24 protein-coding genes are annotated in these 23520 nt (G+C 73.0%); 13 read left to right on the top strand and 11 right to left on the bottom strand.

What is annotated here, in order from left to right:
* Nucleotides 1-7: 7 nt before the first annotated feature.
* Nucleotides 8-496, bottom strand: coding sequence for an inorganic diphosphatase (locus ACWDUZ_RS04410; protein ID WP_451630273.1), 489 nt, complete (start codon nucleotides 494-496; stop codon nucleotides 8-10).
* A 30-nt stretch (nucleotides 497-526) separates the two neighbouring features.
* A complete protein-coding gene (locus tag ACWDUZ_RS04405; RefSeq protein WP_451630272.1) occupies nucleotides 527-1147 on the bottom strand; it encodes a GNAT family N-acetyltransferase in 621 nt (206 codons plus the stop codon).
* Nucleotides 1148-1202: 55 nt separating this feature from the next.
* On the opposite strand from ACWDUZ_RS04405, the gene ACWDUZ_RS04400 reads away from it, so the two are divergent.
* Nucleotides 1203-1808, top strand: coding sequence for a TetR/AcrR family transcriptional regulator (locus ACWDUZ_RS04400; protein WP_451630271.1), 606 nt, complete (start codon nucleotides 1203-1205; stop codon nucleotides 1806-1808).
* A gap of 35 nt (nucleotides 1809-1843) precedes the next feature.
* Here ACWDUZ_RS04400 and ACWDUZ_RS04395 read toward each other — a convergent pair whose 3' ends face one another.
* The 3 genes from ACWDUZ_RS04395 to ACWDUZ_RS04385 all read right to left on the bottom strand — a co-directional run bounded on the left by ACWDUZ_RS04395 (nucleotide 1844) and on the right by ACWDUZ_RS04385 (nucleotide 3631).
* Nucleotides 1844-2077 (bottom strand): hypothetical protein, encoded by a 234-nt coding sequence (locus ACWDUZ_RS04395; protein WP_451630270.1) that lies wholly within the window; start codon nucleotides 2075-2077, stop codon nucleotides 1844-1846.
* 26 nt (nucleotides 2078-2103) lie between these two features.
* Nucleotides 2104-2610: an AAA family ATPase gene (locus ACWDUZ_RS04390; protein ID WP_451630269.1), complete on the bottom strand. Its 507-nt coding sequence runs from the start codon at nucleotides 2608-2610 to the stop codon at nucleotides 2104-2106.
* A gap of 103 nt (nucleotides 2611-2713) precedes the next feature.
* Nucleotides 2714-3631, bottom strand: a complete 918-nt coding sequence (locus tag ACWDUZ_RS04385) for a ribonuclease BN (protein WP_451630268.1) — start codon at nucleotides 3629-3631, stop codon at nucleotides 2714-2716.
* Nucleotides 3632-3784: 153 nt separating this feature from the next.
* Between ACWDUZ_RS04385 and ctaD the strand changes: the two genes are divergently transcribed.
* Both ctaD and ctaF read left to right on the top strand, forming a co-directional pair.
* Nucleotides 3785-5635, top strand: coding sequence for an aa3-type cytochrome oxidase subunit I (gene ctaD, locus ACWDUZ_RS04380; RefSeq protein WP_451630267.1), 1851 nt, complete (start codon nucleotides 3785-3787; stop codon nucleotides 5633-5635).
* A gap of 22 nt (nucleotides 5636-5657) precedes the next feature.
* A complete protein-coding gene (gene ctaF / locus ACWDUZ_RS04375; RefSeq protein ID WP_451630266.1) occupies nucleotides 5658-6053 on the top strand; it encodes an aa3-type cytochrome oxidase subunit IV in 396 nt (131 codons plus the stop codon).
* 67 nt (nucleotides 6054-6120) lie between these two features.
* On the opposite strand, the gene ACWDUZ_RS04370 is transcribed toward ctaF, so the two are convergent.
* Together ACWDUZ_RS04370 and ACWDUZ_RS04365 are read right to left on the bottom strand one after the other, a co-directional pair.
* Nucleotides 6121-6474, bottom strand: coding sequence for a hypothetical protein (locus ACWDUZ_RS04370; protein ID WP_451630265.1), 354 nt, complete (start codon nucleotides 6472-6474; stop codon nucleotides 6121-6123).
* Between the two features lie 135 nt (nucleotides 6475-6609).
* Nucleotides 6610-7011, bottom strand: coding sequence for a ChaB family protein (locus tag ACWDUZ_RS04365; protein ID WP_451630264.1), 402 nt, complete (start codon nucleotides 7009-7011; stop codon nucleotides 6610-6612).
* 123 nt (nucleotides 7012-7134) lie between these two features.
* On the opposite strand from ACWDUZ_RS04365, the gene ACWDUZ_RS04360 reads away from it, so the two are divergent.
* Entirely contained in the window at nucleotides 7135-7527 is a 393-nt protein-coding gene (locus ACWDUZ_RS04360; protein WP_451630263.1) for a ferredoxin, read from the top strand.
* 143 nt (nucleotides 7528-7670) lie between these two features.
* Here the strand turns inward: ACWDUZ_RS04360 and ACWDUZ_RS04355 are convergent, their stop codons facing one another.
* Both ACWDUZ_RS04355 and ACWDUZ_RS04350 read right to left on the bottom strand, forming a co-directional pair.
* Nucleotides 7671-7841: a hypothetical protein gene (locus ACWDUZ_RS04355; protein WP_451630262.1), complete on the bottom strand. Its 171-nt coding sequence runs from the start codon at nucleotides 7839-7841 to the stop codon at nucleotides 7671-7673.
* Between the two features lie 51 nt (nucleotides 7842-7892).
* Nucleotides 7893-9560 carry an alpha/beta hydrolase gene (locus tag ACWDUZ_RS04350; RefSeq protein WP_451630261.1) on the bottom strand — a complete coding sequence of 556 codons (1668 nt, stop codon included), beginning with the start codon at nucleotides 9558-9560 and terminating at the stop codon, nucleotides 7893-7895.
* Between the two features lie 236 nt (nucleotides 9561-9796).
* On the opposite strand from ACWDUZ_RS04350, the gene ACWDUZ_RS04345 reads away from it, so the two are divergent.
* The 5 genes from ACWDUZ_RS04345 to ACWDUZ_RS04325 all read left to right on the top strand — a co-directional run bounded on the left by ACWDUZ_RS04345 (nucleotide 9797) and on the right by ACWDUZ_RS04325 (nucleotide 16253).
* A complete protein-coding gene (locus tag ACWDUZ_RS04345; protein ID WP_451630260.1) occupies nucleotides 9797-10795 on the top strand; it encodes an aldo/keto reductase family protein in 999 nt (332 codons plus the stop codon).
* Nucleotides 10796-11023: 228 nt separating this feature from the next.
* Nucleotides 11024-11821 (top strand): oxygenase MpaB family protein, encoded by a 798-nt coding sequence (locus ACWDUZ_RS04340; protein WP_451630470.1) that lies wholly within the window; start codon nucleotides 11024-11026, stop codon nucleotides 11819-11821.
* Nucleotides 11822-11963: 142 nt separating this feature from the next.
* On the top strand, nucleotides 11964-14285 hold the full coding sequence (locus tag ACWDUZ_RS04335; RefSeq protein ID WP_451630259.1) for a tetratricopeptide repeat protein: 2322 nt from the start codon (nucleotides 11964-11966) through the stop codon (nucleotides 14283-14285).
* Between the two features lie 99 nt (nucleotides 14286-14384).
* On the top strand, nucleotides 14385-15962 hold the full coding sequence (locus tag ACWDUZ_RS04330; protein WP_451630258.1) for a phytoene desaturase family protein: 1578 nt from the start codon (nucleotides 14385-14387) through the stop codon (nucleotides 15960-15962).
* Nucleotides 15963-16061: 99 nt separating this feature from the next.
* Nucleotides 16062-16253 (top strand): DUF2795 domain-containing protein, encoded by a 192-nt coding sequence (locus ACWDUZ_RS04325; protein WP_389836023.1) that lies wholly within the window; start codon nucleotides 16062-16064, stop codon nucleotides 16251-16253.
* Nucleotides 16254-16344: 91 nt separating this feature from the next.
* On the opposite strand, the gene ACWDUZ_RS04320 is transcribed toward ACWDUZ_RS04325, so the two are convergent.
* Nucleotides 16345-18141, bottom strand: coding sequence for a serine hydrolase (locus ACWDUZ_RS04320; RefSeq protein ID WP_451630257.1), 1797 nt, complete (start codon nucleotides 18139-18141; stop codon nucleotides 16345-16347).
* Between the two features lie 208 nt (nucleotides 18142-18349).
* On the opposite strand from ACWDUZ_RS04320, the gene ACWDUZ_RS04315 reads away from it, so the two are divergent.
* On the top strand, nucleotides 18350-19864 hold the full coding sequence (locus ACWDUZ_RS04315) for an acyl-CoA synthetase (RefSeq protein WP_451630256.1): 1515 nt from the start codon (nucleotides 18350-18352) through the stop codon (nucleotides 19862-19864).
* On the opposite strand, the gene paaK is transcribed toward ACWDUZ_RS04315, so the two are convergent.
* Complete coding sequence (gene paaK, locus ACWDUZ_RS04310) at nucleotides 19836-21128, bottom strand: phenylacetate--CoA ligase PaaK (protein ID WP_451630255.1); 1293 nt, start codon at nucleotides 21126-21128, stop codon at nucleotides 19836-19838. The two genes, ACWDUZ_RS04315 and paaK, sit on opposite strands and share 29 nt — an antisense overlap.
* A 341-nt stretch (nucleotides 21129-21469) precedes the next feature.
* On the opposite strand from paaK, the gene ACWDUZ_RS04305 reads away from it, so the two are divergent.
* The 3 genes from ACWDUZ_RS04305 to ACWDUZ_RS04295 all read left to right on the top strand — a co-directional run bounded on the left by ACWDUZ_RS04305 (nucleotide 21470) and on the right by ACWDUZ_RS04295 (nucleotide 23482).
* Nucleotides 21470-21712 (top strand): DUF397 domain-containing protein, encoded by a 243-nt coding sequence (locus tag ACWDUZ_RS04305; protein ID WP_451630254.1) that lies wholly within the window; start codon nucleotides 21470-21472, stop codon nucleotides 21710-21712.
* A 149-nt stretch (nucleotides 21713-21861) separates the two neighbouring features.
* Entirely contained in the window at nucleotides 21862-22773 is a 912-nt protein-coding gene (locus tag ACWDUZ_RS04300) for a universal stress protein (RefSeq protein WP_451630253.1), read from the top strand.
* Nucleotides 22774-22984: 211 nt separating this feature from the next.
* On the top strand, nucleotides 22985-23482 hold the full coding sequence (locus ACWDUZ_RS04295) for a hypothetical protein (protein ID WP_358866612.1): 498 nt from the start codon (nucleotides 22985-22987) through the stop codon (nucleotides 23480-23482).
* Nucleotides 23483-23520: the final 38 nt, after the last annotated feature.

Below are 23520 nucleotides of genomic sequence, written 5' to 3'. Positions count from 1 at the left end.
CAGCTGATCACGCGTCGACTCCGCCGGCCCGGGCGCGGGAGGCCTCGATCTCGGCGTACGCCCGTTCCCGGCCCTCCCAGTGGGAGCCCTCGACGCTCTTGCCGGGTTCCAGGTCCTTGTACACCTCGAAGAAGTGGGTGATCTCCAGCCGGTCGAAGTCGGGGACGTCACCGATGTCCTGCAGGCGCGCGAACCGTGGGTCGTGCGCGGGCACACAGAGGATCTTCTCGTCCGGGCCCTGCTCGTCCCTCATGCAGAACATGCCCACGGCCCTGCACTCGATGGTGCACCCCGGGAAGGTCGGCTCGCCCACGATCACCAGGGCGTCGAGAGGATCGCCGTCCCGGCCCAGGGTGTGGTCGATGTAGCCGTAGTCGGCCGGGTACTTGGTGGAGGTGAACAGCAGCCGGTCCAGCCGGATGCGGTGCAGTTCGTGGTCCATCTCGTACTTGTTGCGGGACCCCTGGGGGATCTCCACGATCACGTCGAACTCCACGGTGTCCTCCTGACGCCGCGCCGAGCCGCGTCACCGGCTGACGTCGCGGTGAGACCCGTCGCCGGCGTGCCCGGCGCTCACCTCCAGTGTGCTCCCGCGAGCGCCGTCACCGAGCGGGCCGGCCGCGTCGCCCGCCGGACCGGCGTGCAGGTCGAGGGTCCAGTTCTGGCCGACGAGGTCGTGACCGAAGCTGTGATGGGGCTCCTCGTCGACGAGGGTGAAGCCGTGGCCCTGGTAGATCCTGCGGGCGGACACCAGCACGTCGTTGGTCCACAGCGTCACCTGCCGGTAGCCGGCCTCGCGGGCGAAGGCCAGGCACTCCCCGACGAGGCGGCTGCCCACGCCCAGGCCCCTGGCGGCCGGGGTGACGAGCAGAATGCGCAGCTTGGCCACGCCCGGCTCGTCACCGGCGACCAGGAAGACGCAGCCCGCGCGTTCGCCGTCGACCTCGGCGATCCAGCCGGACTCCGCGGCCGGGTCGTGCCCGGCGGCGTAGTCGGCGACGATCCGGGCCACCAGGGCCTCGAAGTCGGTGTTCCAGCCGAACTGCTCGTCGTAGACCTCGCCGTGCGCCATCACCACCCAGCCCAGGTCGCCGGGACGGTCGGCGCGGCGCACGGCGATGTGCGGCCGGTTGTCCTGCTGCGGCATGGTCGCTTCCCTCCGCCCACTGACACGACTGTTTCAGTAACGCTACGCTAGCTCCATGCCCGAGCGAACGACAGCCCCTTCGGCCCGGCAGACCGAGCTGCTCGAGGCCGCCTACACGTACGTGCTCGACCACGGCCTGGCGGATCTGTCGCTGCGCCCGCTGGCCTCCGCGATCGGGTCCAGCCCCCGGGTCCTGATGTTCCTCTTCGGCAACAAGGACGGTCTGGTGCGGGCGCTGCTGGCGCGTGCCCGCACCGACGAGCTGACGATCCTGGACCGCCTCCGGCAGCCCGGGCAGGCCGGGCAACCCGGCGGGACCGGGCAGGCCATCGGGCTGGTTCCGGCGGCCGCGCGGGTGTGGGAGTGGCTCTCCGCCGAGGAGCACCGCCCGCTGCTCCGGCTGTGGGCCGAGGCGTACGCCCGGTCACTCGTCGAGCCCGACGGGGCGTGGGCCGGGTTCGCCCGTGCCACCGTCGACGACTGGCTCGCGGTCCTGGCCGCCTGCCAGCCGCTGCCGGAGCGGGACTCCGAGACCGGTGCCGTCCGCCGCACGCTGGCCCTGGCGGTGCTGCGCGGCGCCCTGCTCGACCTTCTCGCCTCCGACGACGAACCCCGGGTCAGTGCCGCCGTACGGCACCAGCTCGCCCTGCTGCGCCGCTGACGCGGCAGGGCGAGGGGCGGGGGAACACGCAGGCGTCAGTCGCGGGGTGAGGCGGATGCCCGGCCGGTGGGCGTGAGGGGCAGCGTCTGCTCGGCCGCGGTGCGCGAACCCCCGACCCGGCTCCCGCCGGTGTCGCTCCAGTAGCGGGCAGGTGTGGTCCCGGCGAGCCGCCGGGGGTCGGCGGACAGCCCGATCACGAGGCCGCTGTAGCGGTTGACCAGCCGGTACGTCCCGGTGGCAGTGCCGTCGGCCGTGGTGCCGGGGATCATCCGCCACTGCTGACCGACGGGCGTCGTCAGGCGGTCCGCCGGACCCGGAACCCTCCGCTTCCGTCGAACCGGACATCGTACACCGCGTCGAAGCCGTCGTCGGGCCCGGGCCGGCGCAGTCGTCCGTGCGTCGCACGGATGCCCACGTCCGGGACCCGCTCGCGGCCTGTGCGCAGCGCGTTGCGGCGCAGCGAACCCGCCAGGTCCGGCGGGAACCAGTAGGCGATGACCGAGGCGCCGTGCGCGCGCCCGGCGTCCACGAGGGGGCGCCACTCGCCCGGCGAGGGGTTGTTGTTGTCGACGGCCACCGAGCGGCCGGCCGCCAGGGCCTCTTCGACCAGTCGCATCTGCCGGGCCTGCTTGCGGCGCGCGCCCCGGGGGAACAGGTCCTTGCTCACCAGCTCGAACCGGTCCGCGAGCCGGGAGCGGTAGAACGTGGACTTGCCCGACGCCTGCAGCCCCACCAGCACCGCCAGCTCGGTCACCGTGCTCAGCTCCCCCGCGCCCGCGCCCCGCTCGGCCCCGGCCGCCACGCCCTGCTCAGCGCTCCTCCGCGGTGGCGTGCGGCCGGGGCCGGTGACGCCCGGCGGGGCGGAATCCGTCTCACGTGTCCTGGCTCGAGTGCCCGCACACCCTTCATCCACGCGTCCGCTGCGGGGGTGCCTCCGGGTCCTCGGGTTCCTCCGGCTCCTCGAGTTCCTCGGGCCCGGCGGGTCGGTGGGGCTCCCCGACCGCACCGGGTTCTCCGGAGTCTTCGGGTTCTCCGGGCTGCTCGGGAGGCTCCTCGTGCTTCAGCAGATGTCCCGTCCGGTCGCAGAACACATGGCCGACCAGCGCGCCGCCGTAGACCACGAACCCGGCACCGATGAGCCAGGACTCCACCACCAGGATGGTCCCGATGGGGCCGTAGCTGACCGCGTTGGTGACGATGAGCGGGGTGAACACCAGGTAGGAGAAGGCCCGCAGGCCCACCAGGCCGGCCATGGTGGCGACGGCACCGGGCAGCAGCAGCCGCCATCGCACCTGGTGACCGAGGAGGAAGTGCGGCCCCCACCAGAAGAACAGCACGCCGATCGCCACGCTCAGCAGCATGCGGTAGTTGCCGGCGAGCACGGATCGGGTCTGCACCTGGACGTACAGGTAGACCATCAGGGCGCCCAGCCAGACGGCCTGCCGCCAGATCCGGTGCCACGGACCGGCGGGCAGCCGCCACACCCGCTCGTAGGCGTTCTGCACGCCGGCGGCGAAGGACAGACCGAACACGGCCAGCAGGACCGCGCCCCACACGCTGGTGGTGCCGGTCACCTCGCGCGGCGGGCCGAAGACGTCCGAGAGCACCTCGGCCGACCGGCCGGACAGATCCATGCCGTCCACCAGCCAGAGCGCGAACCCGCTGTGGCGCAGCGGGTCCGCCGCCGCGACCACGATCAGCAGCGGAGCCAGGGTGATCAGGGCGAGAGTGGCGAACCCCAGGGCCCGGTGCATGAGTTCCAGCCGCTTGCCCCGCCGGTAGAGTTCAGCGGCCCAGGACGGGCGCGTCCTTCGGCGTGACATGGTGACGGCGCCTCCTTCCGGTGCCGCGGGTGACCGAGCGCGGGCGCGTGAGACCGGCCCGCCTCCATCATCGCGACCCGACCGGCCGGACGTCGCCCGACGGGCCGTCAGGTGCGGGGGCTTGAGCGAGACCTCGCAGGGTACCCGCGGCCCATGACAGTGGACGGGAGGAGCGCACGGCCGCGGCGCGCGGCGTCGGCGCGTCGGACGCGCCCGGGCTCACCTGGCCGTCCGGGTCGTCCACGACCGGGACAGGCCCTGCTGCGGTGGATCACCACCACCGATCACAAGGTGATCGGCAACCTGTACATGACGACGGCGTTCTCCTTCTTCCTCCTCGGCGGGGTGCTCGCCCTGCTGATGCGGGCCGAACTCGCCCGCCCCGGACTTCAGTTGTTCGGGAACGAGCAGTACAACCAGCTGTTCACCATCCACGGCACGGTGATGATGCTGCTGTTCGCGACCCCGATGTTCGCCGGGTTCACCAACGCCGTCATGCCGTTGCAGATCGGCGCGCCCGATGTCGCCTTCCCCCGGCTCAACGCGCTGTCGTACTGGATGTATCTGTTCGGCGGGCTGATGGTGGTCTCCGGGTTCCTGGTGCCCGGCGGGGCGGCCGGCTTCGGCTGGTTCGCCTACGCGCCGCTCAACAGCGCGGTCCGCAGCCCCGGCACGGGAGGCGACCTGTGGGTGATGGGGCTGGTGGTGACCGGAGTGTCAACGACGCTGGGCGCGGTCAACTTCATCACCACCATCCTGTGTCTGCGCGCCCCCGGCATGACCATGTTCCGGATGCCCGTCTTCACCTGGAACGCGCTGTTCACCTCGATCCTGGTGCTGCCCGCCTTTCCCGTCCTCACGGCGGCCCTGCTGGCGCTGGAGGCGGACCGCAGGTTCGGCGCGCGGATCTTCGCGGCCGGTGACGGCGGCGCCCTGCTGTGGCAGCACCTGTTCTGGTTCTTCGGGCACCCCGAGGTGTACATCGTCGCCCTGCCGTTCTTCGGCATCGTGTCCGAGATCATCCCGGTGTTCAGCCGCAAGCCGGTCTTCGGCTACGTCACCCTGGTGGGCGCCACCATCGCGATCACCATGCTGTCGGCGGTGGTGTGGGCCCACCACATGTTCGCCACCGGGGCGGTGCTGCTGCCGTTCTTCTCTCTGATGTCGTTCCTGATCGCGGTGCCCACAGGGGTGAAGTTCTTCAACTGGATCGGCACCATGCACCGCGGCTCGCTGTCGTTCGAGACGCCCATGCTGTGGGCGCTGGGCTTCCTGGTGACGTTCCTGCTGGGCGGGATGAGCGGGGTGCTGATCGCCTCCCCGCCGCTGGACCTCCACCTCACCGACAGCTACTTCATCGTGGCGCACCTGCACTACGTGCTCTTCGGCACCGTGGTCTTCGCGATGTTCGCGGGCTTCTACTTCTGGTGGCCGAAGTTCACCGGCCGGTTCCTCGACGAACGGCTCGGCAAAATCCACTTCTGGACGCTGTTCACCGGCTTCCAGACCACGTTCCTCGTCCAGCACTGGCTCGGTGAGCTGGGCATGCCGCGCCGCTACGCCGACTATCTGGCCGCGGACGGGTTCACGCTGCTCAACACGGTCAGCACGATCGGCGCCTTTCTGCTGGGCCTGTCCACGCTGCCGTTCCTCTACAACGTCTGGACGTCCGCCCGGCACGGCCGCACGGCCGGGACCGACGACCCCTGGGGCTACGGCCGCTCCCTGGAGTGGGCCACCTCCTGCCCGCCGCCGCGCCACAACTTCACCGCACTGCCCCGCATCCGGTCGGAGTCCCCGGCGTTCGACCTGCACCACCCGGACATCGTCCGGCGGGAGCGGCAAGCGGCGAACAGCGTGGCGAGCAGCGGAGCGACGAGCAAGGCGGACTCCCGAGCGACGACGAACGAGGAGGTTTCCCGAGCGACGACGAGCGAGGCGGACCTCCGGGCGAACGGCGAGGCGGGCACCCGGGCGAACGGCGAGGGGCGGGACACGAACTGACGGACCGGAGGAGGAATGTGTCGTGAGGACCGAGGCCCGGCTCTTCGCCGGTGTGGCGCTCTTCTTCACCGTGACCGCCGCGGGCTACGGCTGGTGGTCCGCCGAGCCGGCGGGCAGCGCCGCCCTGGCCGTCGCCGCCGTGATGGCCGCTCTGGTCGCGTTCTTCCTGCGGGTGCGGCACCGCGGGGACGGCCCGCGTGCCGAGGACCGGCCCGACGCCGAGGTGGTCGACGGTGCCGGACCGGTGGGCTTCTTCTCCCCGCACAGCCCCTGGCCGTTCGTCGTCGCGCTCGGCTCGGCCGTCCTCGCCCTGGGCGTCGTCTACGGCCTGTGGCTCGCGCTGCTCGGCTTCGGCGTGCTCGGATGCGGGGTGCTGGGCATGGTGTTCCAGTACCGGGACGCGGACGCGGGCCCTTGACCTCCGCAACGGCGGCGGCGCACGGATGCCGGTGCGCCGCCGCCGGGGACCAGCTGTGACCCGGCCCTCATGTACGGTCGCCCTTGGGTTTGCCGCGCTGGTCCGGGGTGCCGTGCGGCGGCGGACTGAACGGCTCCGGGGAGGTCGCGGGGGTCACCTGGGAACCCTCCTGCCCCTCGGTCCGCTCGGGGCGCAGTGCCGTGGGGTCGCCCGGGGTGGGCTGGGCGCCCGAGCGCAGCTGCTCGAGCCGGGCGGTCAGCACCTCGGTCACCGGCACGCGGTCGGCGTGAGTGCGCTCGTGGGCGAGCAGCTCCTCGACCTCCTCGGCGGACAGCGAGCGCACACGGCTCTCCAGGGCGCCGAGCGGAAGATGGTCGTAGTCGGGCAGGGGCAGGGTACTGCGGCCGGCGTCGTCGGCCATGGGTCTCACTTCCCTCTGTGCGACGGCCTCCCATGGAGACGAGACGGTCGGCGGGGTCGGCGGTCACCGGGGCCCAGCCGGTACGGCGTCGAACTCATGCCGCGCGGGTACCCGTGCCCGCCACCACGAACCGGCTCACGAGCGGGCCTGACGGGTGCGGGAACGGTTCTCCTTGCGGATCGCCTTCAGCAGCTCGCCCTTGGACATGTGCGAGCGTCCCTCGATCCGCAGCTCCTTCGCGATGTCGTACAGGTGCTCCTTGGACGCGCTCTCGTCGACGCCCTCGCCACTGCGTCCGCCCTGGCCGCGGGGCCGGGCCGACTGGGGGTCGGAGGGACCCTTGCGACCGCCCTCCTTGCGCTCCCAGTGGTCGCCGACCTTCTCGTACTTGTGCTTGAGCGCCCCGTACGCGACGCGGTGCGCCCGCTCGCCCTCGCCGTACTCCTCCACCGCCGAGTCGTGGGCCTTGATCCAGGTGTGCTGGGCGTCCTCGGGGGAGCGCTCCAGCGTCGACGGCAGTTCCTGTCGTCCGGGCACGGGTTCCTCCTTCGTCCTCGTTGCTCTCCGGGCCGGTCGGGTGCCCCGGGCGGGGTAGGGAAAACGGGCGGAGGCCTTGCGAACACAGGGTTTGGCGGGTAGGGCACCGGCTACCCGACGAGTGTGACTACGCCATCTACGACACCTTCGACGGCTTCGCAACAGGAACTCGTACGGTTCCTCGAGGACCGGTTCGCCTGTGCGCAGGCGTGCACGGAGTGTGCGCGGGCCAGCGCCCTGCGGGCGAGCCTGGTGGACCCGGGCGGGAGCGAGGAGCAGGAACTCCTGCGACGCATGGGGATCATGTGCGCGGAGGTCTGCGACACCACCTGCCGGGTGCTGTCCGAGCAGAACAGCCAGGACGAGACCGCCCTCCGTATCCAGCTGGAGTGGTGTGTCAGCGTCTGTCTGGAGACCGCTCACGTCTTCGACCGGCACCCGGGCGCCGAGCACGCCGCGGGCGCCTGCCGGAGCTGCGCCAAGGCCTGCGTGGAGTTCATCAAGATCCTGAACTGAACCGGAGCCGGCCGAAGGTCATCGACGGAGCGTCGGTGCGCCGAGGGAGAGGGGGTGTCCGCCCCTGTCGCCGTGCGGTACCGGAACGGGACGCCGTGCGCCCGGTCCTCTCACCGGGCGGCCTTGCCGACCCGGGTGGGCGCTCACTCTCCCCGCGGCAACGAGTTCAGCTCGGCTCGCTCCCAGCCGGCCGAGACCAGTGTGTCCACGGCGGAGGCATCGCCCAGCGCCGGCGCCACTGCGGCCTCGACCCCGGGATCACCGGCGGCGAGCGCCCGCAGCAGCACGCCGGCCCTCTCGTCCCGTCCCGGCACTGCCGCGACGAGCAGCGCGACTCCGCCGCAGGGCGCCGGCGCTGGACGGTGTCACGAGCACGTCGTGCCGCGGTCAGGCAGCGTGCCGTCGAGGAGGTAGGCGTCGACGGCCCTGGCCGCGCAGCGGCTGTAGGGGTAGGACCCGTGGCCCTCGGCGCGCACCGTCAGCAGGACGCCGACCCCTTCGCCCAGCTCGCGCACCATGTGCTGGGCGCCCTCGTACGGCGTCGTCGCATCGCCGGTGTTGGCGACGACGAGGATCGGGGGAGCGCCGTCCGCGCTCACGTCGGGGTGGGCGCGCTCGCCCTTGAACGGCCAGTCGTAGCAGAGGTAGACGAAGGAGGACCAGGCCTTCCCGAAGACCGGCGAGGCCGCCTCGGTCCGCGCGACAATCTCCTCCGCCTCGGTGAATCCGGGGCGCCGGTCGGAGTCGGCGCAGGTTATCGCGACGTAGGCGGACACGCTGTTGTCACCGGAGGCCGCACGGGCGGCGCTGCCGCCGGTACGCGCCCGGGCACCCGGGGCGTGGTCGTACGCCTTCGCCAGCAGCTTGCCGCCGGTGCCCCGCTCCATCACCTCGCGGAGCGCCTCGACCAGTCTCGGCCGGCCCGCCTCGCCGAGGTCCAGGAAGTTCGCGATGGCGTGCGCGGCGAGATCCGCGTCGAGTTTCTCGCCGCCGCCGGCGGCGGGCGCGGGCTTCTTCTCGAGCCGGTCCAGCAGTGCGATGACGCGCCGGTCGGCCTGCTCGGGGTCGTGGCCGGTGGGGCAGTCGTCGTAGGTCTTCGCACAGTGCCGGGCGAAGCGGTCGAAGGCGAGCTGGACGGCCTTGACCTGGCTGATGTTGTCCTGCGACAGGTCCAGGGTCGGGTCGGCGGGGGCTTCGAGCACCAGTCTGCCCACGTTCTTCGGGAACAGGTGGGCGTAGACGCCACCCAGTCCGGTGCCGTAGGAGACGCCGAAGTAGTTCAACTTCTCGTCACCGAGGAGGTAGCGCATCAGGTCCAGGTCGCGCGCCGTGTGGGAGGTGCCGACGTACGGCAGGAGCCGGCCGGAGTGCTTCTCGCAGGCGTCGCCGCCCTCGAACTCCTTCTCCCCGCAGTCGACAGGGGCGGTCCCGCCGACACCTCGCGGATCGAAGCTGACCAGGTCGTAGCGTTCGCTCAGCGAGGTGTAGTAGTCCGCGAACTCGGGGAGCCCCGTGACGCCGGACTCGCCAGGGCCTCCGAAGTTGAACAGGAGGGAGCCGATCCGCTCGCGTTCCGGTCCGGTGGCCCGTTTCCGGATCAGGGCGACGTCGATGGTGTCGCGGCCGGGATGCCGGTAGTCCAGCGGCGCCTTCATCGTGGCGCACTCCCATCCGGCGCCCGGAGCGTCGCCGCCGCCCTGCGCCGCGGACGGTGCCGGGCAGGCCGCCCAGCGGAGCCGCTGGCCGGTGGTGAACACGGCGGGCAGTCCGGCCGGCGGATTCGTCGCCCTGGCCTCGGCCCGGCGGGTCGCCCCACCGCCCTCGCCCGACGGGGAGGTTCCCGGACCCGAGCCCCCGATGGCGGAGCACCCGGCCCCCGCGGCCACCGCGACGGCGAGGATCAGCAGGGCCGGGGCGGCCTGGCGGCGCACCGCGGCGGACACCCCGGCACGCCGCGAGCGACCACCGAACCGGTCCGCCCCCTGACGAAGTGCCGAGGCCGACCGCCGTGAGTTCCAGCTACGGGTACGCATCCGAGAGTCCCCCCTGCCCCTGACACCACGAACCACGTGCCGCTCGCTCGAACTCCGCCGGCACCGACCCTCTGATCCTCGATGATCGACTGCCATCGATCAAGCCGTGCCGCCCCGCCCCGCCCGGGGTACACGTCCCCGGTACGCCCCGTCCGGGCCGGCCGTCGGCGGCACGCCGAAGCTGTTCGGACATCCATCACCAGGCGCACACGCCTCACCGACCCGAAGGAGCACCCATGCGGTACCGCAAGCTCGGCAGCTCGGACCTGGAGGTCTCGGAGATCTCGCTCGGGTCCTGGCTCACCTACTCCGGCGGCATCGAGGCGGACGCGACCCGTGCCTGCACCGAGGCGGCCTTCGAGGCGGGCGTCAACTTCTTCGACACCGCCAACGTCTACGGCCGAGGCGCCGCCGAGACGGCATGGGGCGAGATCCTCTCCTCCCGCCCCCGCGACTCCTACATCCTGGCCACCAAGGTCTACTTCCCGATGTCGGACGACCCGGCCGACCAGGGACTGTCCGCGGCACAGATCGCCCAGCAGATCGACGCCTCCCTCACCCGTCTGAAGACCGACCACGTCGACCTCTACCAGGCGCACCGCTTCGATCCCACGGTGCCGATCGAGGAGACCGTCGAGGCGTTCCAGAAGGTGGTTGAGCAGGGCAAGGCCCGCTACCTCGGCTTCAGCGAATGGACCCCCGAGCAGATCCGGGCCGCGATCGACATCGCCGGACCCGACCTGTTCGTCTCCTCCCAGCCGCAGTACTCCATGCTGTGGCAGGCCCCCGAGGCCGAGGTGTTCGGTCTGTGCGCCGCGAACGGCATCTCCCAGATCGTCTGGTCCCCGCTCGCCCAGGGCGTCCTGACCGGCAAGTACCAGCCGGGCCGCCCGGCGCCGGAGGGCAGTCGGTTCGCCTCCGCGGACATGGCGGTGTCCAAGGACCTCGTCTACAACGACGCCACCCTCCAGGCGGTCCAGCGCCTCGTCCCGATCGCCGAGGAGGCCGGGATCAGCCTGCCCGCCCTCGCACTCGCCTGGGTCCTGCGCCGCGGCGAGGTCGCCTCCGCGATCACCGGTGCCTCCCGTCCCGAACAGGTTCACGCCAATGCCGCCGCCTCCGGCGTGGAACTGCCGGACGACCTGCTGAGCGCCGTGACCCAGGCCCTCGGCGACGCCCCGGTCACCGAACCGACCCTGGCCCCCGGCGCCCGACCGGGCGTTCGGCACCGCTGACCGCGGCGAGCGGACGCGGATCCCGGCTTCGGCGTCCGCCGCCCGACGCCGAGGGCCGCGGCGTCCGGCCCGATCGTCGCGCAGCAGGAGCCCACGGGCGGACGCAGCAGGGGCCCACGGGCCCAAGAGGGATAGCCTGCCGAGGTGGAGACCATACGCACGGGCGCGGGCGCGCGGGAGAGCGTGGGTGATCCCGGGTTGTTCGGGCCGCGGTCGGTGACGTGGCAGATGCACGGTGATCCGATGATGTGGGTCGCCGGAATCAGGGCCCTGTACCTGCAGGCCCTGCACCCCCGTGCCGTGCGCGGGGTGATGGAGAACTCCGACTTCCGGCGGGACGCGTGGGGGCGGCTGAGGCGCACCGCGAACTTCGTCGGAACGACGACGTACGGCACGGCCGAGGCCGCCGAACGGGCGGGCGCGCGGGTGCGCCGGATCCACCGCATGCTGTCGGCGACGGATCCCGCGACGGGGGAGCGGTACCGCCTCGACGCTCCCGACCTGCTGCTGTGGGTGCACTGCGCGGAGATCGACTCCTATCTGAACGTGCTGCGCCGCTCGGGGTTCCCGCTCACCGACGCCCAGGCCGACCGCTACATCGCCGAACACCGTGTCAGCGGCCGCCTGGTCGGGCTCGACCCGGACGGAGTGCCCGCGAGCCGGGCGGATCTGACGGAGTATTTCGAGAGGGTGCGTCCCGAGCTCGTGGCGGGAGCCGACGCCCGAGCCGTGGACGACTTCCTGCTCCGCCCGCCCACTCATCCACTGCTCGTTCCGGCGCGGGAGGTGCTGTGGCGGCGCGTGGCGCATCTGGCGTACGCCGCCCTGCCACCGTACGCCCACGAACTGTACGGCAGAGCGGCCCCCGCGCCCCACGTCGTGACCCGCCGGCTGCGGGTCACCGGCACCCTGCTGCGCCGCGTTCCGGCACGTCTGCGCTGGCAGCTCCCGCCCAGACACATCCTGCGCGCCATGGCCAGACTCGGTCCCGAGGCCCGTCCGGCACCGTACAAAGCCGGACGGTAGCGCGCCATACTGGGCGAGGGTCCTGCACGTGGACCGGACCGACGCCGGGATCCGGCCCCCGGCGCGCGATCCACGTGGCGGGCCCGGCCGGGAGGTCGGCAGGACACGCGGTGGCACACGGCGACGGGGGCGGCGGCGCGAGATGGCGGACACCAGGCTGATCCAGGGCCGGTACCGGCTGCTCGTCCCGATCGGGCGGGGCGGCATGGGCGAGGTGTGGCGGGCGCGGGACGAGTCGCTGGGCCGGCAGGTCGCCGTCAAGTGCCTCAGACCGCTCGGCCCGCACCACGACCAGTCCTTCACCCGCGTGCTGCGCGAGCGGTTCCGGCGCGAGGCGAGAGTGGCCGCCGCGCTCCAGCACCGCGGGGTGACCGTGGTGCACGACTTCGGGGAGTCGGACGGCGTGCTCTACCTGGTGATGGAGTTGCTGGACGGGCGCGACCTCAGCCGGCTCCTCCAGGACAACGAGCACCGGCCGCTGGCCGTCACCGACGTGGTCGAGATCGCCGAACAGGTGGCCGCCGCCCTCGCCTACACCCACCAGCGGGGCATCGTGCACCGGGACCTGAAACCGGCGAACATCGTGCGCCTCGCCGACGGCACCGTGAAGATCTGCGACTTCGGCATCGCCCGCCTCGGCCACGACGTCGGCTTCACCGCCCGGCTGACCGGCACCGGCACCGCCATGGGCACCCCGCACTACATGTCACCGGAGCAGATCGGCGGCAGCGAGGTCGACCGGCGCAGCGACCTGTACTCGCTGGGCTGCGTGCTGTACGAGATCGCCACCGGCGCCCCGCCGTTCGACCTCGAGGACGCCTGGGCGGTGCTCGTGGGCCACCGCGACACCCCGCCCGCGCCGCCCCGCCGCCACCGCGCCGACCTCCCGGAGTACCTGGAGCGGATCATCCTCGACCTGCTCGCCAAGCAGCCCGAGCAACGACCCCAGGACGCCGAGGAGCTGACGCGCCGTCTCCTCGCCGGACGGGCGGCGCCGCCGTACAGGCCCACGGCGGTCACCGCGCACCCGCGGCCGGGCCCGCCCGAGCCGGCGGGCCGCGGGGCCGGCCGGCTGCCGTCCTGGACGCGCGACATGTCCACCGGCCACAAGGCGGCCGGCCCGGGACCGCACAGCACACCCCCGGACGCGGCGGCGGGCCTGACCGACGCGTGGACCGGGAGCCCCGCCGCACAGGGCGGGCGCCGTCCCGAGCGCCCCGCCACGGGTGCCCTGCCGGTCTCCGAACCGGACGCCCTGTCCGTGCGCGGGCCCGGCGCGACGTCCGCCGACGGGCCCGACCAGCGGCGCACCCCGCCCCCGGCGGCTGTCGAGGCCCTCGTCGGCCGGCACCACGAGGCCCTCGCCCTGGGGCGGCTCGGCCGCTGGACGGAGGCGGGCGACATACACCGGGAGGTCGCCGCCGCCCGCGCCCGGCTCCTCGGCGCCGACCACCCCGACACCCTCGCCAGCCGCTACGAGGTCGCCTTCACGCTCAGCCGTACCGGACACCCCGCCGACGCGCTGCGCGAGTACACGCACGTGGCCGAGGCCCGCATCCGCGCGCTCGGCCCCGACCACCCGGACACGCTCGCCGCCCGGCAGGAGATGGCGTACGTCCTCGGGCGGCTGGGCCGCCACTTCGACGCCCACCAGGTGTACACGGCCGTGCTCGCGGCACGCGAGCGCACCATGGGTGCCGACCATCCCGACAGCCTGCGCTGCCGGCACAACCTCGCCTTCAACCTCAGCCGGCTGGGCCGCCTGGAGGACTCCTACCGCATGGCCTGCCAGGTGGCCGCCGCCCGGACCCGGGTGCTCGGCCCGGACCACCCCGACACCCTGGTCACGCGGTACGAGGTGGCCTACGCGCTCGGGCAGCTGGGCCGCTGGGCGGAGGCACTGGAGACCTACCGGGAGGTGGCCGAGGCCCGCGCCCGGGTGCTGGGCGCCGACCACCCCGACACCCTCGCGGCCCGCTACGAGATCGGCATCAGCCTGGGCCGCCTCGGCCGCAGCGCCGAGGCACTCCGGCTCTACCGCGCCCTGATCGAGGACCGCAGCCGCGTGCACGGCCCCCACCACCCCGAGACGCTGCGCGCCCGCCACGGACTCGGGGTCAATCTCGGACGGCTCGGCCGCTGGGAGGAGGCCCTCGCCGAGTCCCGCGACGTGTGCGCCCTGCGCGAGCGGATCCTCGGTGCCGGCCACCCGGACACCCTCGTCAGCCGCCGCGAGGTCGCCGTCGGGCTGGGCTGGCTGGGCCGCTGGGCCGACGCGCTCACCGAGTACCGCCGAGTGGCCGCCGCCCGCGAGCAGGTGCTGGGCGCCGACCATCCCGACACCCTCGCCAGCCGCAACGACGAGGCGCACTGCCTGGAACAGCTGGGCCGCGTCGCCGAGGCGGGCGAGCTGTACCGGAGGGTGGCCGTGCTGCGCCAGCAGCGGGCGGCGGACGGCCGGTGACCGGCGAGGCCGCCGGACCGGGGGAACCGAGCGGAGACCGTCCGGCCGGCCGGAGCGCCCACCCCTGGCCGAAGTGGATCACCCGTGTTACCAAGAACCATGAGCGCACACGAGGCACAGGGCATCTACGACGCCGTGATCGTCGGCGGCGGGCACAACGGGCTGGTCGCCGCCGCCTATCTGGCCCGGGCCGGCCGGTCGGTGCTGGTGCTGGAACGGCTGGACCACACCGGCGGGGCGGCCGTCTCCACCCGGCCGTTCGCCGGGGTCGACGCGCGGCTGTCCCGCTACTCCTACCTGGTCAGCCTGCTGCCCAGGAAGATCCTCGACGACCTGGGCCTCGACGTGCGGCTGCGCCCCCGCACCGTCTCCTCGTACACACCTGCCGAGCGGAACGGGCGGCCCACCGGGCTGCTCGTCGGCGGCGGCGCGGAGCGCACCCGGGCGGCCTTCGCCCGGCTCACCGGCTCCGACCGGGAGTACGAGTCCTGGCAGTCCTTCTACGGCGTGACCGGCCGCGTCGCCCGACGGGTCTTCCCCACGCTCACCGAGCCCCTGCCCAGCCGTGAGGAACTGCGCCGTCGCGTCGACGACGAGGACGCCTGGCGGATGCTGTTCGAGGAGCCGATCGGCGCCGCCGTGGAGGACCGCTTCGCCGACGACCTGGTCCGCGGCGTGGTCCTCACCGACGCTCTCATCGGCACCTTCGCCGACGCCCACGACCCGTCCCTGGCGCAGAACCGCTGTTTCCTGTACCACGTGATCGGCGGCGGCACCGGCGCCTGGGACGTGCCGGTCGGCGGCATGGGCGCGCTGACCGACGCCCTCGCGGACACCGCCCGGGCGGCGGGCGCCCGCATCGCCACCGGCCACGAGGTGATCCGGGTGGCTTCCGACGGCCGCGACGCCGAGGTCACCTACCGGACCGCGGACGGGGAGGGCACGGTCGGGGCCCGGCACGTGCTGGTGAACGCCTCCCCGCAGGCCCTGGCCGTGCTCACCGGCGACGAGCCGCCGCAGCCCGCCGAAGGCGCCCAGCTGAAGGTGAACATGCTGCTCAAGCGGCTGCCGCGGCTGCGCGACACCTCCGTCGACCCGCGCGAGGCGTTCGCCGGCACCTTCCACATCGCCGAGGGCTACCGCCAGCTGGCCACCGCGCACGCCCAGGCCGCCGCAGGCGAACTGCCCGCGGCGCCGCCCTCGGAGATCTACTGCCACTCGCTGACCGACCCCACCATCCTCGGCCCCGACCTCGTCGCACGGGGTTACCAGACACTCACCCTGTTCGGCCTGCACACGCCCGCGCGGCTCTTCGCCCACGACCACGACGCCGTACGCGACGAACTGCTGAAGTCGACCCTGGCCCAGCTCGACGCCCACCTCGCCGAACCGCTCGCCGACTGCCTGGCCACGGACGCCGAGGGCCGGCCCTGCATCGAGGCGAAGACCCCGCTGGACCTGGAGCGGGATCTGCGCCTGCCCGGCGGCAACATCTTCCACCGGGCGCTGAGCTGGCCGTACGCGCAGGAGGGGACCGGCCGCTGGGGCGTGGAGACGCGCCACGCCAACGTGCTGCTGTGCGGCGCGGGCGCGGTGCGCGGCGGCGGGGTGAGCGGGGTGCCGGGGCACAACGCGGCCATGGCGGTACTGGAGGGGCGGCCGGGACAGGACGGCTGAATGCCCGCGCCGTGCCGGGGCACTCCGAGAGAGCGAAGTTCCCACAGCACGGCCGGGCCGCCCCGGCGGCGGCCGTACCACCCCCCACGGGAGGCTCCCATGGCCGACCTCAGCCCCATCGACCTCCAGAAGGCCCTCAGCGGCATGGACTACCCGACGGACAAGCAACACCTCGTCGAGCGGGCCAAGCAGAACAAGGCGAACGAGAAGATCGTCAGCCGGCTCGGCGGTCTCAAGCAGGACCACTTCGACGGACCCAACGAGGTGCAGAAGGCGGTCTTCAACGAATGAGGCCGTCCTCGGCAGTCCGGGCCAGGTGAGTGGGGCCGTCCCCCCAGGGGGACGGCCCCACCCCCGCCTGCGCGTTCGCCGGCTGCCGTGCTCAGTCCCGCGAAGCCGTCCAGCCCGTGGCCGTCACCCGCGCCGCGTCCGCCGGGCGGGCCTCGTCGAACAGGACGCGATCGCCCGTCTCGACCCGCTGGGCGTCGACGTACGCGCCGCGCCCCACGTACAGACGGTCCGTCGCGTACCGCCAGCGCAGCGTGAGCTGCCGGGCGGCCGGGAGGTCGGCGCCGAGCCGGTGCCAGACCCGGCCGGAGAAGCCGGTGGCCGAGCCCGCCGGGTGCTGCCGCGGCTGTTCGCCCGGGCGCGTCGTCGTGAACGGGACCGGCTGCCAGGTGGCGCCGCCGTCGGCCGTGGACTCCAGGACGAGCACGTCCGACTCCGGCTCGGTGTCCCACCACAGGGAGCAGCGCAGCCTGCCACCGCCGGCGGAGGTGTCCAGCGCGGGCAGCGCGAGGGTCGCCGTGGTCGCGCTCGCCATGCCGGAGAACCAGGCCCGGCGGCCCCGGTCCGGGCGGACGGCCACGGCCCGCGCCAGATTGTTGCCGGCCGCGACCCGGGGAGCCGAGCCGGAGCGCCAGGTGCGCACCGGGTGCACGGAGTTGCCGAGGACCACCAGGAAGGAGTCGGTCGTCGGGTCCAGGACCAGGCAGGTGCCGGTGAAGCCGGTGTGTCCGGCCGTGCGCGGGGTGGCCATCGCGCCCATGTACCAGTGCTGGTACAGCTCGAAGCCGAGGCCGTGGTTGTCACCGGGGAAGGCGGTGTTGAAGTCGGTGAACAGCAGCTGGACCGACTCCGGCTCCAGGATGCGCGCGTGCCCGTAGGCGCCGCCGTTGAGCAGCGTACGGCCGAGCACCGCCAGGTCCCAGGCACGGGAGAACACCCCCGCGTGCCCGGCCACGCCGCCCAGGCTGAACGCGTTCTCGTCGTGCACCTCGCCCCACACCAGTCCGCGGTCGAGACCGGACCACGGCAGGCGGGCGTCCTCGGTGGCCGCGATGTCGGGCTTCCAGGACGCGGGCGGGTTGTACCGGGTGCGGTGCAGGCCGAGCGGGCCGGTGATCTCCTCGGCCAGCAGCACGTCCAGGGTGCGACCCGTGATCTTCTCCAGGACCAGTTGCAGGGAGATCATGTTCAGGTCGGAGTACAGGTACGCGGTGCCGGGCGGGTTCAGCGGCGCCTCGTTCCAGATCAGCTCCAGCTTCTGCTCGTACGTCGGCGCGCTGTACAGCGGGATCCAGGCGCGGAACCCCGAGGTGTGCGTCAGGAGCTGGCGGATCGTCACCTCCTGCTTGTCCGCGCGCCCGAAGTCCGGGAGGTAGGAGGCGACCTTGCCCTCCAGCTCCAGCGTGCCCCGCTCGATCTGCTGCACGGCCAGGATCGAGGTGAACAGCTTGGAGACGGACGCCAGGTCGTAGACGGTGTCCCGGGTCGCCGGGCGCTGCTGCTCGGGCGGGAACTCCACGCCGGTGTCGGTCTTCTCGTCGTACGAGGCGTAGCGCACCGCCATGCCGATCGGCTCGTGCAGCGCCACGGTGCCGCCGCGGCCCGCGAGCAGCACGGCACCCGCGTACCAGGGGTGTTGCGGGGAGGGGCCGAGGAACGCTTCGGCGTCCGTGACGAGTTGGCGCAAGGGTGCGGCGAGCAGTCCGGCCCGCTCGGGGGAGCCGTGGCGCAAGGTGGGCCGGCCGGCCGGGGAGGCGGGCCCACCGACCGCTGCGGCCGGACCCGCGGGCAGGGCGGCCAGGCCCAGCGCACCGCCCAGAAGCAGGGAGACTCGGCCCAGTTGACGCCGGGTCAATCCGCGTCCGTCCCTGCCCACCGCGCCGTCGGTCATCGTGAGGCCTCCCGTCGTACTGACTGAAAGAATCTTTCGGGTCTTGCCGTGCGGGGTGAAACTTTCCTGTCAGAGCGTGCACTTGTCAACGGGGCATGCGGAGACCGGCAGGGACGGATCGGAGCGCGACCGGCTGCCCATCGCGGTCGCTCACCCGCGTCGTCCCGGCGCTTGACCTCACTCCGTGACGGGCCGAGGATCATCTGTCATGACGCCTGGACACGGGAGCACGGTCGACGGAATCCTGCGGCGCAGCGCCCGGCGCGCCCCGGAGCGGGTCGCCGTCGAGTACGGCGAGCGCACCTGGACGTACGGCGCACTCGACGACGCCGTCTCCCGGGCGGCCAGTGTCCTGCTCGGCCAGGGGCTCGCCCCCGGCGACCGGGTCGGCGCCTACGGCCACAACTCCGACGCCTATCTCATCGGCTTCCTCGCCTGCGCCCGCGCGGGCCTGGTGCACGTGCCGGTCAACCAGAACCTCACGGGCGACGAACTCGCCTACATCGTCCGCCAGTCCGGCAGCGGGCTCGTCCTCGCCGACCCCGATCTCGCCGGGCGGCTCCCGGCGTCCGTACGGTCGTTGCCGCTGCGCGACGCCGACGACTCGCTGCTGGCCGCGCTGCCGTCGGCACCGCCCTACGACGGCCCCGAGCCGCGCGGCGAGGACCTGGTGCAGCTGCTCTACACCTCGGGCACCACCGCCCTGCCCAAGGGCGCGATGATGACCCACCGGGCGCTGGTCCACGAGTACCTGAGCGCGATCACCGCCCTCGACCTCGGCGCGGGCGACCGGCCGGTGCACGCCCTGCCGCTCTACCACTCGGCGCAGATGCACGTGTTCCTGCTGCCGTATCTGGCCGTCGGCGCGACGAACATCGTCCTCGACGCACCCGACGGCGACCGGATCCTCGACCTGGTGGAGGCCGGACGCGCGGACAGCCTGTTCGCGCCGCCCACCGTGTGGATCGGGCTGGCGGGCCGCCCCGACTTCGCCGACCGTGACCTCGGCGGACTGCGCAAGGCGTACTACGGCGCCTCGATCATGCCGGTGCCCGTCCTGGAGCGGCTGCGGGAGCGCCTTCCCGAGCTGGCCTTCTACAACTGCTTCGGCCAGAGCGAGATCGGGCCCCTGGCCATGGTGCTGGGCCCCGACGAGCACCAGGGCAGGATGGACTCCTGCGGGCGGCCGGTGCTGTTCGTCGACGCCCGGGTGGTCGACGAGGACGGCAAGGACGTGCCCGACGGCACCCCGGGCGAAGTCGTCTACCGTTCGCCGCAGTTGTGCGAGGGCTACTGGGACAAGCCCGAGGAGACCGCCGAGGCGTTCCGGGACGGCTGGTTCCACTCCGGTGACCTCGTGGTGCGCGACGCGCACGGCTACTACACGGTGGTGGACCGGGTGAAGGACGTCATCAACTCCGGTGGTGTGCTGGTGGCCTCCCGCCAGGTCGAGGACGCCCTGTACACGCACCCGCGGGTCGCCGAGGTGGCCGTGGTCGGCCTCCCCGACGACCGGTGGATCGAGGCCGTCACGGCGTTCGTCGTGCCGCGCGGCGAGGTCACCGAGGCCGAGCTGATCGCCCACGCCCGGGAACGGCTCGCCCACTTCAAGGCCCCGAAGCAGGTGGTCTTCGTGCCCGACCTGCCGCGCAACGCCAGCGGCAAGATCCTCAAGCGGCGACTGCGCTCGCGGGTCACGGACGCAGGTCCACGATCCTCCTGATCTTGCCCACCGAACGCTCCAGGGACTCCGGCTCCACGATCTCCACCGCGACCGACACCCCGATGCCGTCCTTGACCGCGGCCGTGATGGAGCGGGCCGCGGCCTCCCGGGTGTCCGGGCCGGCGCCGGGGCGTGCCTCCGCGCGGATCGTGAGCGCGTCGAGCCGGCCCTCGCGGGTCAGGCGGAGCTGGAAGTGCGGGGCGACGCCCGGGGTGCGCAGGACGATCTCCTCGATCTGGGTGGGGAAGAGGTTCACCCCACGCAGGATCACCATGTCGTCGCTGCGGCCGGTGACCTTCTCCATACGCCGGAAGACGCGCGCCGTGCCCGGCAGCAGCCGCGTCAGGTCCCGGGTCCGGTAGCGCACGACCGGCATCGCCTGCTTGGTGAGCGAGGTGAACACCAGCTCCCCCTCCTGGCCCTCCGGCAGCACCTCGCCGGTGATCGGGTCGACGATCTCGGGGTAGAAGTGGTCCTCCCAGATGTGCAGGCCGTCCTTGGTCTCCACGCACTCCTGCGCGACGCCCGGCCCGATCACCTCCGACAGCCCGTAGATGTCGACCGCGTCGATCCCGAACCGCTCCTCGATCTCCCCGCGCATCTCCTCGGTCCACGGCTCGGCCCCGAAGACCCCGACCCGCAGCGAGGTGGAGCGCGGATCGACGCCCTGGCGTTCGAACTCGTCGAGCAGGGTCAGCATGTACGACGGGGTCACCATGATGATCCGCGGCTTCAGGTCCTGGATCAGCTGCACCTGCCGGGCGGTCATGCCGCCGGAGGCCGGGACGACCGTGCAACCGAGCCGCTCGGCGCCGTAGTGGGCGCCGAGGCCGCCGGTGAACAGTCCGTAGCCGTACGCCACGTGCACGGTGTCACCGGGCCGGGCGCCCGCCGCGCGCAGCGACCGGGCCACCATGTCCGCCCACATCGACAGGTCGTCGTCGGTGTAGCCGACCACCGTGGGGCGCCCGGTGGTGCCGCTGGAGGCATGGATGCGGCGGATGCGCTCGCGGGGCACCGCGAACATCCCGTACGGGTAGTTCTCGCGCAGGTCCGCCTTGGAAGTGAAGGGGAAACGGGCCAGGTCGGCGAGTGAACGGCAGTCCTCCGGGCGTATACCTGCCTTGTCGAAGGACTCCCGGTAGAACGGCACGTTCTCGTACGCGTGCCGCAGTGAGGCCCGCAGCCGCTCCAGCTGCAACGCCCGCAGCTCCGCCACGTCCAGCCGTTCCCCCGCATCCAGCAGCTCCGTCGCCTGCGCCATCCGGAACTCTCCCTCACCTACCACGACAATACGGTCGACCGATCATTCGGTCGATGTGCTGGGGATCAGTAATCCAGGCCGTCCCGGCCCCAGGCAAGCCCCCAAGGGAAATTCCCCTGGCCGCGACGTTCCCGGCGGCCGGGAACGTCGGTATGCCGGTCGCCGGTCCGGGTCCGTTCCGGCGCCCGGCGGCGAAGGGCGCCACGGGCCGTCCGTCCCCACCGCGCGGCTCGCGGGAGCGGAGCGACCGACTCCTCAAAGGTCCTTTCCACGTGGCCTGTCGGCACCCGGGTGCGATCGCTAGGCTGGCCCGCGGACGACGAATCGGGAGGAGCACGGACGTGGCCGAGAGCACTGTCCAGGAGCACCCGCTCGCGGGATGGGACAAGCCGGACCTGGACCTCAGCAACGCCGAGTGGCAGTCCAGCAGCCGTGGCCTGGGAGATGTCCAGATCGCCTTTGTCGAGGGATTCATCGCGATGCGCAACAGCGGACGTCCGGAGAGTCCCTCCCTGATCTTCACCCCGGCGGAATGGGGCGCGTTCGTGTCGGGTGCGCGGGAGGGAGAGTTCGACCTCACCTGACGGGCGCGGATCCGGGGGCGTGCCGGGGTGTGCCCGGACGCTTTCGGGGACACGCGAGCTGTGAGGGCCCGCCGGGCCGGCACCGCCTTCGGGCCGGACCCGGCTCGAGCCCGGCAGCAGGCAGGGCCGTCTCCCGGAGGTGAGGAACCATGAGCAGCCCCCCGGTCGTCGCCGCCGTCGACGGCTCGGACGACAGCCTGCGCGCCCTGGAGTGGGCCCTGGACGCGGCCCGGCGGCGAGGTGCGCCCCTGCGGGTGGTGCATGTGCGGCAGTACGCCATCTGGTTCCCCGACGTCCTGGTCGCCGGCCCGCCGAACGGCGAGGACGACCCGGTGCTGGACCATGCCCGCGTCCACCTGGCCGGGCGCGCCGACGAGGGTACGCCGGTCGAGTACGTGGCCCTGGACGGACTGCCGGGCGCGTTGCTGCCCGAACTGGGTGCCGAAGCGCAACTGTTGGTACTCGGCTCCCGGGGCCGGGGCGGCTTCGCCGGCCTGTTGCTGGGCTCCATCAGCATGGCCGTGGCCCGCGACGCCGAGTGCCCGGTCGTCGTGGTGCCCCGGCCCGGCCGGAAGGTCCCCGACGAGGCGGCCGAGGCACCGTCCGCGGCGGGGCCCCGGGTGGTCGTCGGCCTGAACGTCGACAGCCCCGACGAGGCGGTGACGGAGTTCGCCTTCGCGGAGGCCGCCCGGCGTGGAGCGCGGGTCCGGGTGGTGGCCGCCTACGTCTGGCCGGGCCGGACCTGGCTCGCTCCCGACGAGTACATCTCGCCGCTGATCGACCAGGGCGAGGTGGAGAACGAGGTCCGGACGCTGGCCGAGGGTCTCCTCGGCCCGCACCGCGCCCGGCACACCGACGTACCCGCCGACCTGCACGTGGCGCCCGGCGACGCCGCCGGCCACCTGGTCGCCGCCTCCGGCGGCGCCGAACTGGTCGTGGTGGGCCGCCACCGCCGGCGCCTGCTCGCCCCGGCCCGCATGATCGGCTCCGTCACCCACGCGGTCCTGCTGCACGCGGCGAGCCCGGTCGCGGTGGTGCCCCCGTCACCCCCCGCGGAGTGAACACCCCGCACCCGGCACAGTGCCCGCTCGGCCCCTCCGCGACCCAAGGGGGCAGGGGCGACATCTGCCGCTGCCGGGTTGTCCCGCTCCCGGCCAGGGGACAAGGCACCGTCGGCGCCCGGCGGTGCGCCGAACGGGTCGGGGTGATTTCGGGCCGGGGCGGAGGCTGCCCGGAGGACGCGGAGGGGGGCGGGGCACGTACCATGGCCGCATGTCGTTCCTCCGTCGCCGCAGCGCCACCCCCGCCGGACCCGACTTCGACGTGCTGGCCATGGACCCGGGCGACTGGCCCGGCAACCTCGGCGCCGGCCTGCTGCCCGCGCCCGACGGCACCTGCCAGGGCGTGTTCCTGCGCTACGACCTGTTCGGCGGCCGCGGCACCGCGATGATCATCGGCAACCTCCCCGAGGGCTCTCCGGCCCGGGACGTGGCCGAGGGCGAGGTGCCCTTCGAGGTGGCCCAACTCCTCCTCGCACTGGAGAACGACGAAGAGGTCACCGTCGTCGGCACCGAGGACATGCCGGTGCTCCAGGGCGACAACCTCCTGATCGTGCGTCGGCTGAAGCTCTCCGAGAGCCGGATCTCCTGCGTGCAGTTCGACCGCAGCGACGGCGTGCTGGTCACCATCGCCGCCTGGGACCGGCCGATCACCGACGACCTGTACGCCCTCCTCAAGCCGCTGCCCGCCGAGCTGTTCCAGCAGGGCTGACGGCCCGCGTCAGGCGACGAGCGAAGGGCCGGCCCCTC

This window comes from Streptomyces sp. NPDC003393 (assembly GCF_053589015.1).
Note: the sequence above shows the minus strand (reverse complement) of the source record. Positions and strands in the feature narration are given on the sequence as shown.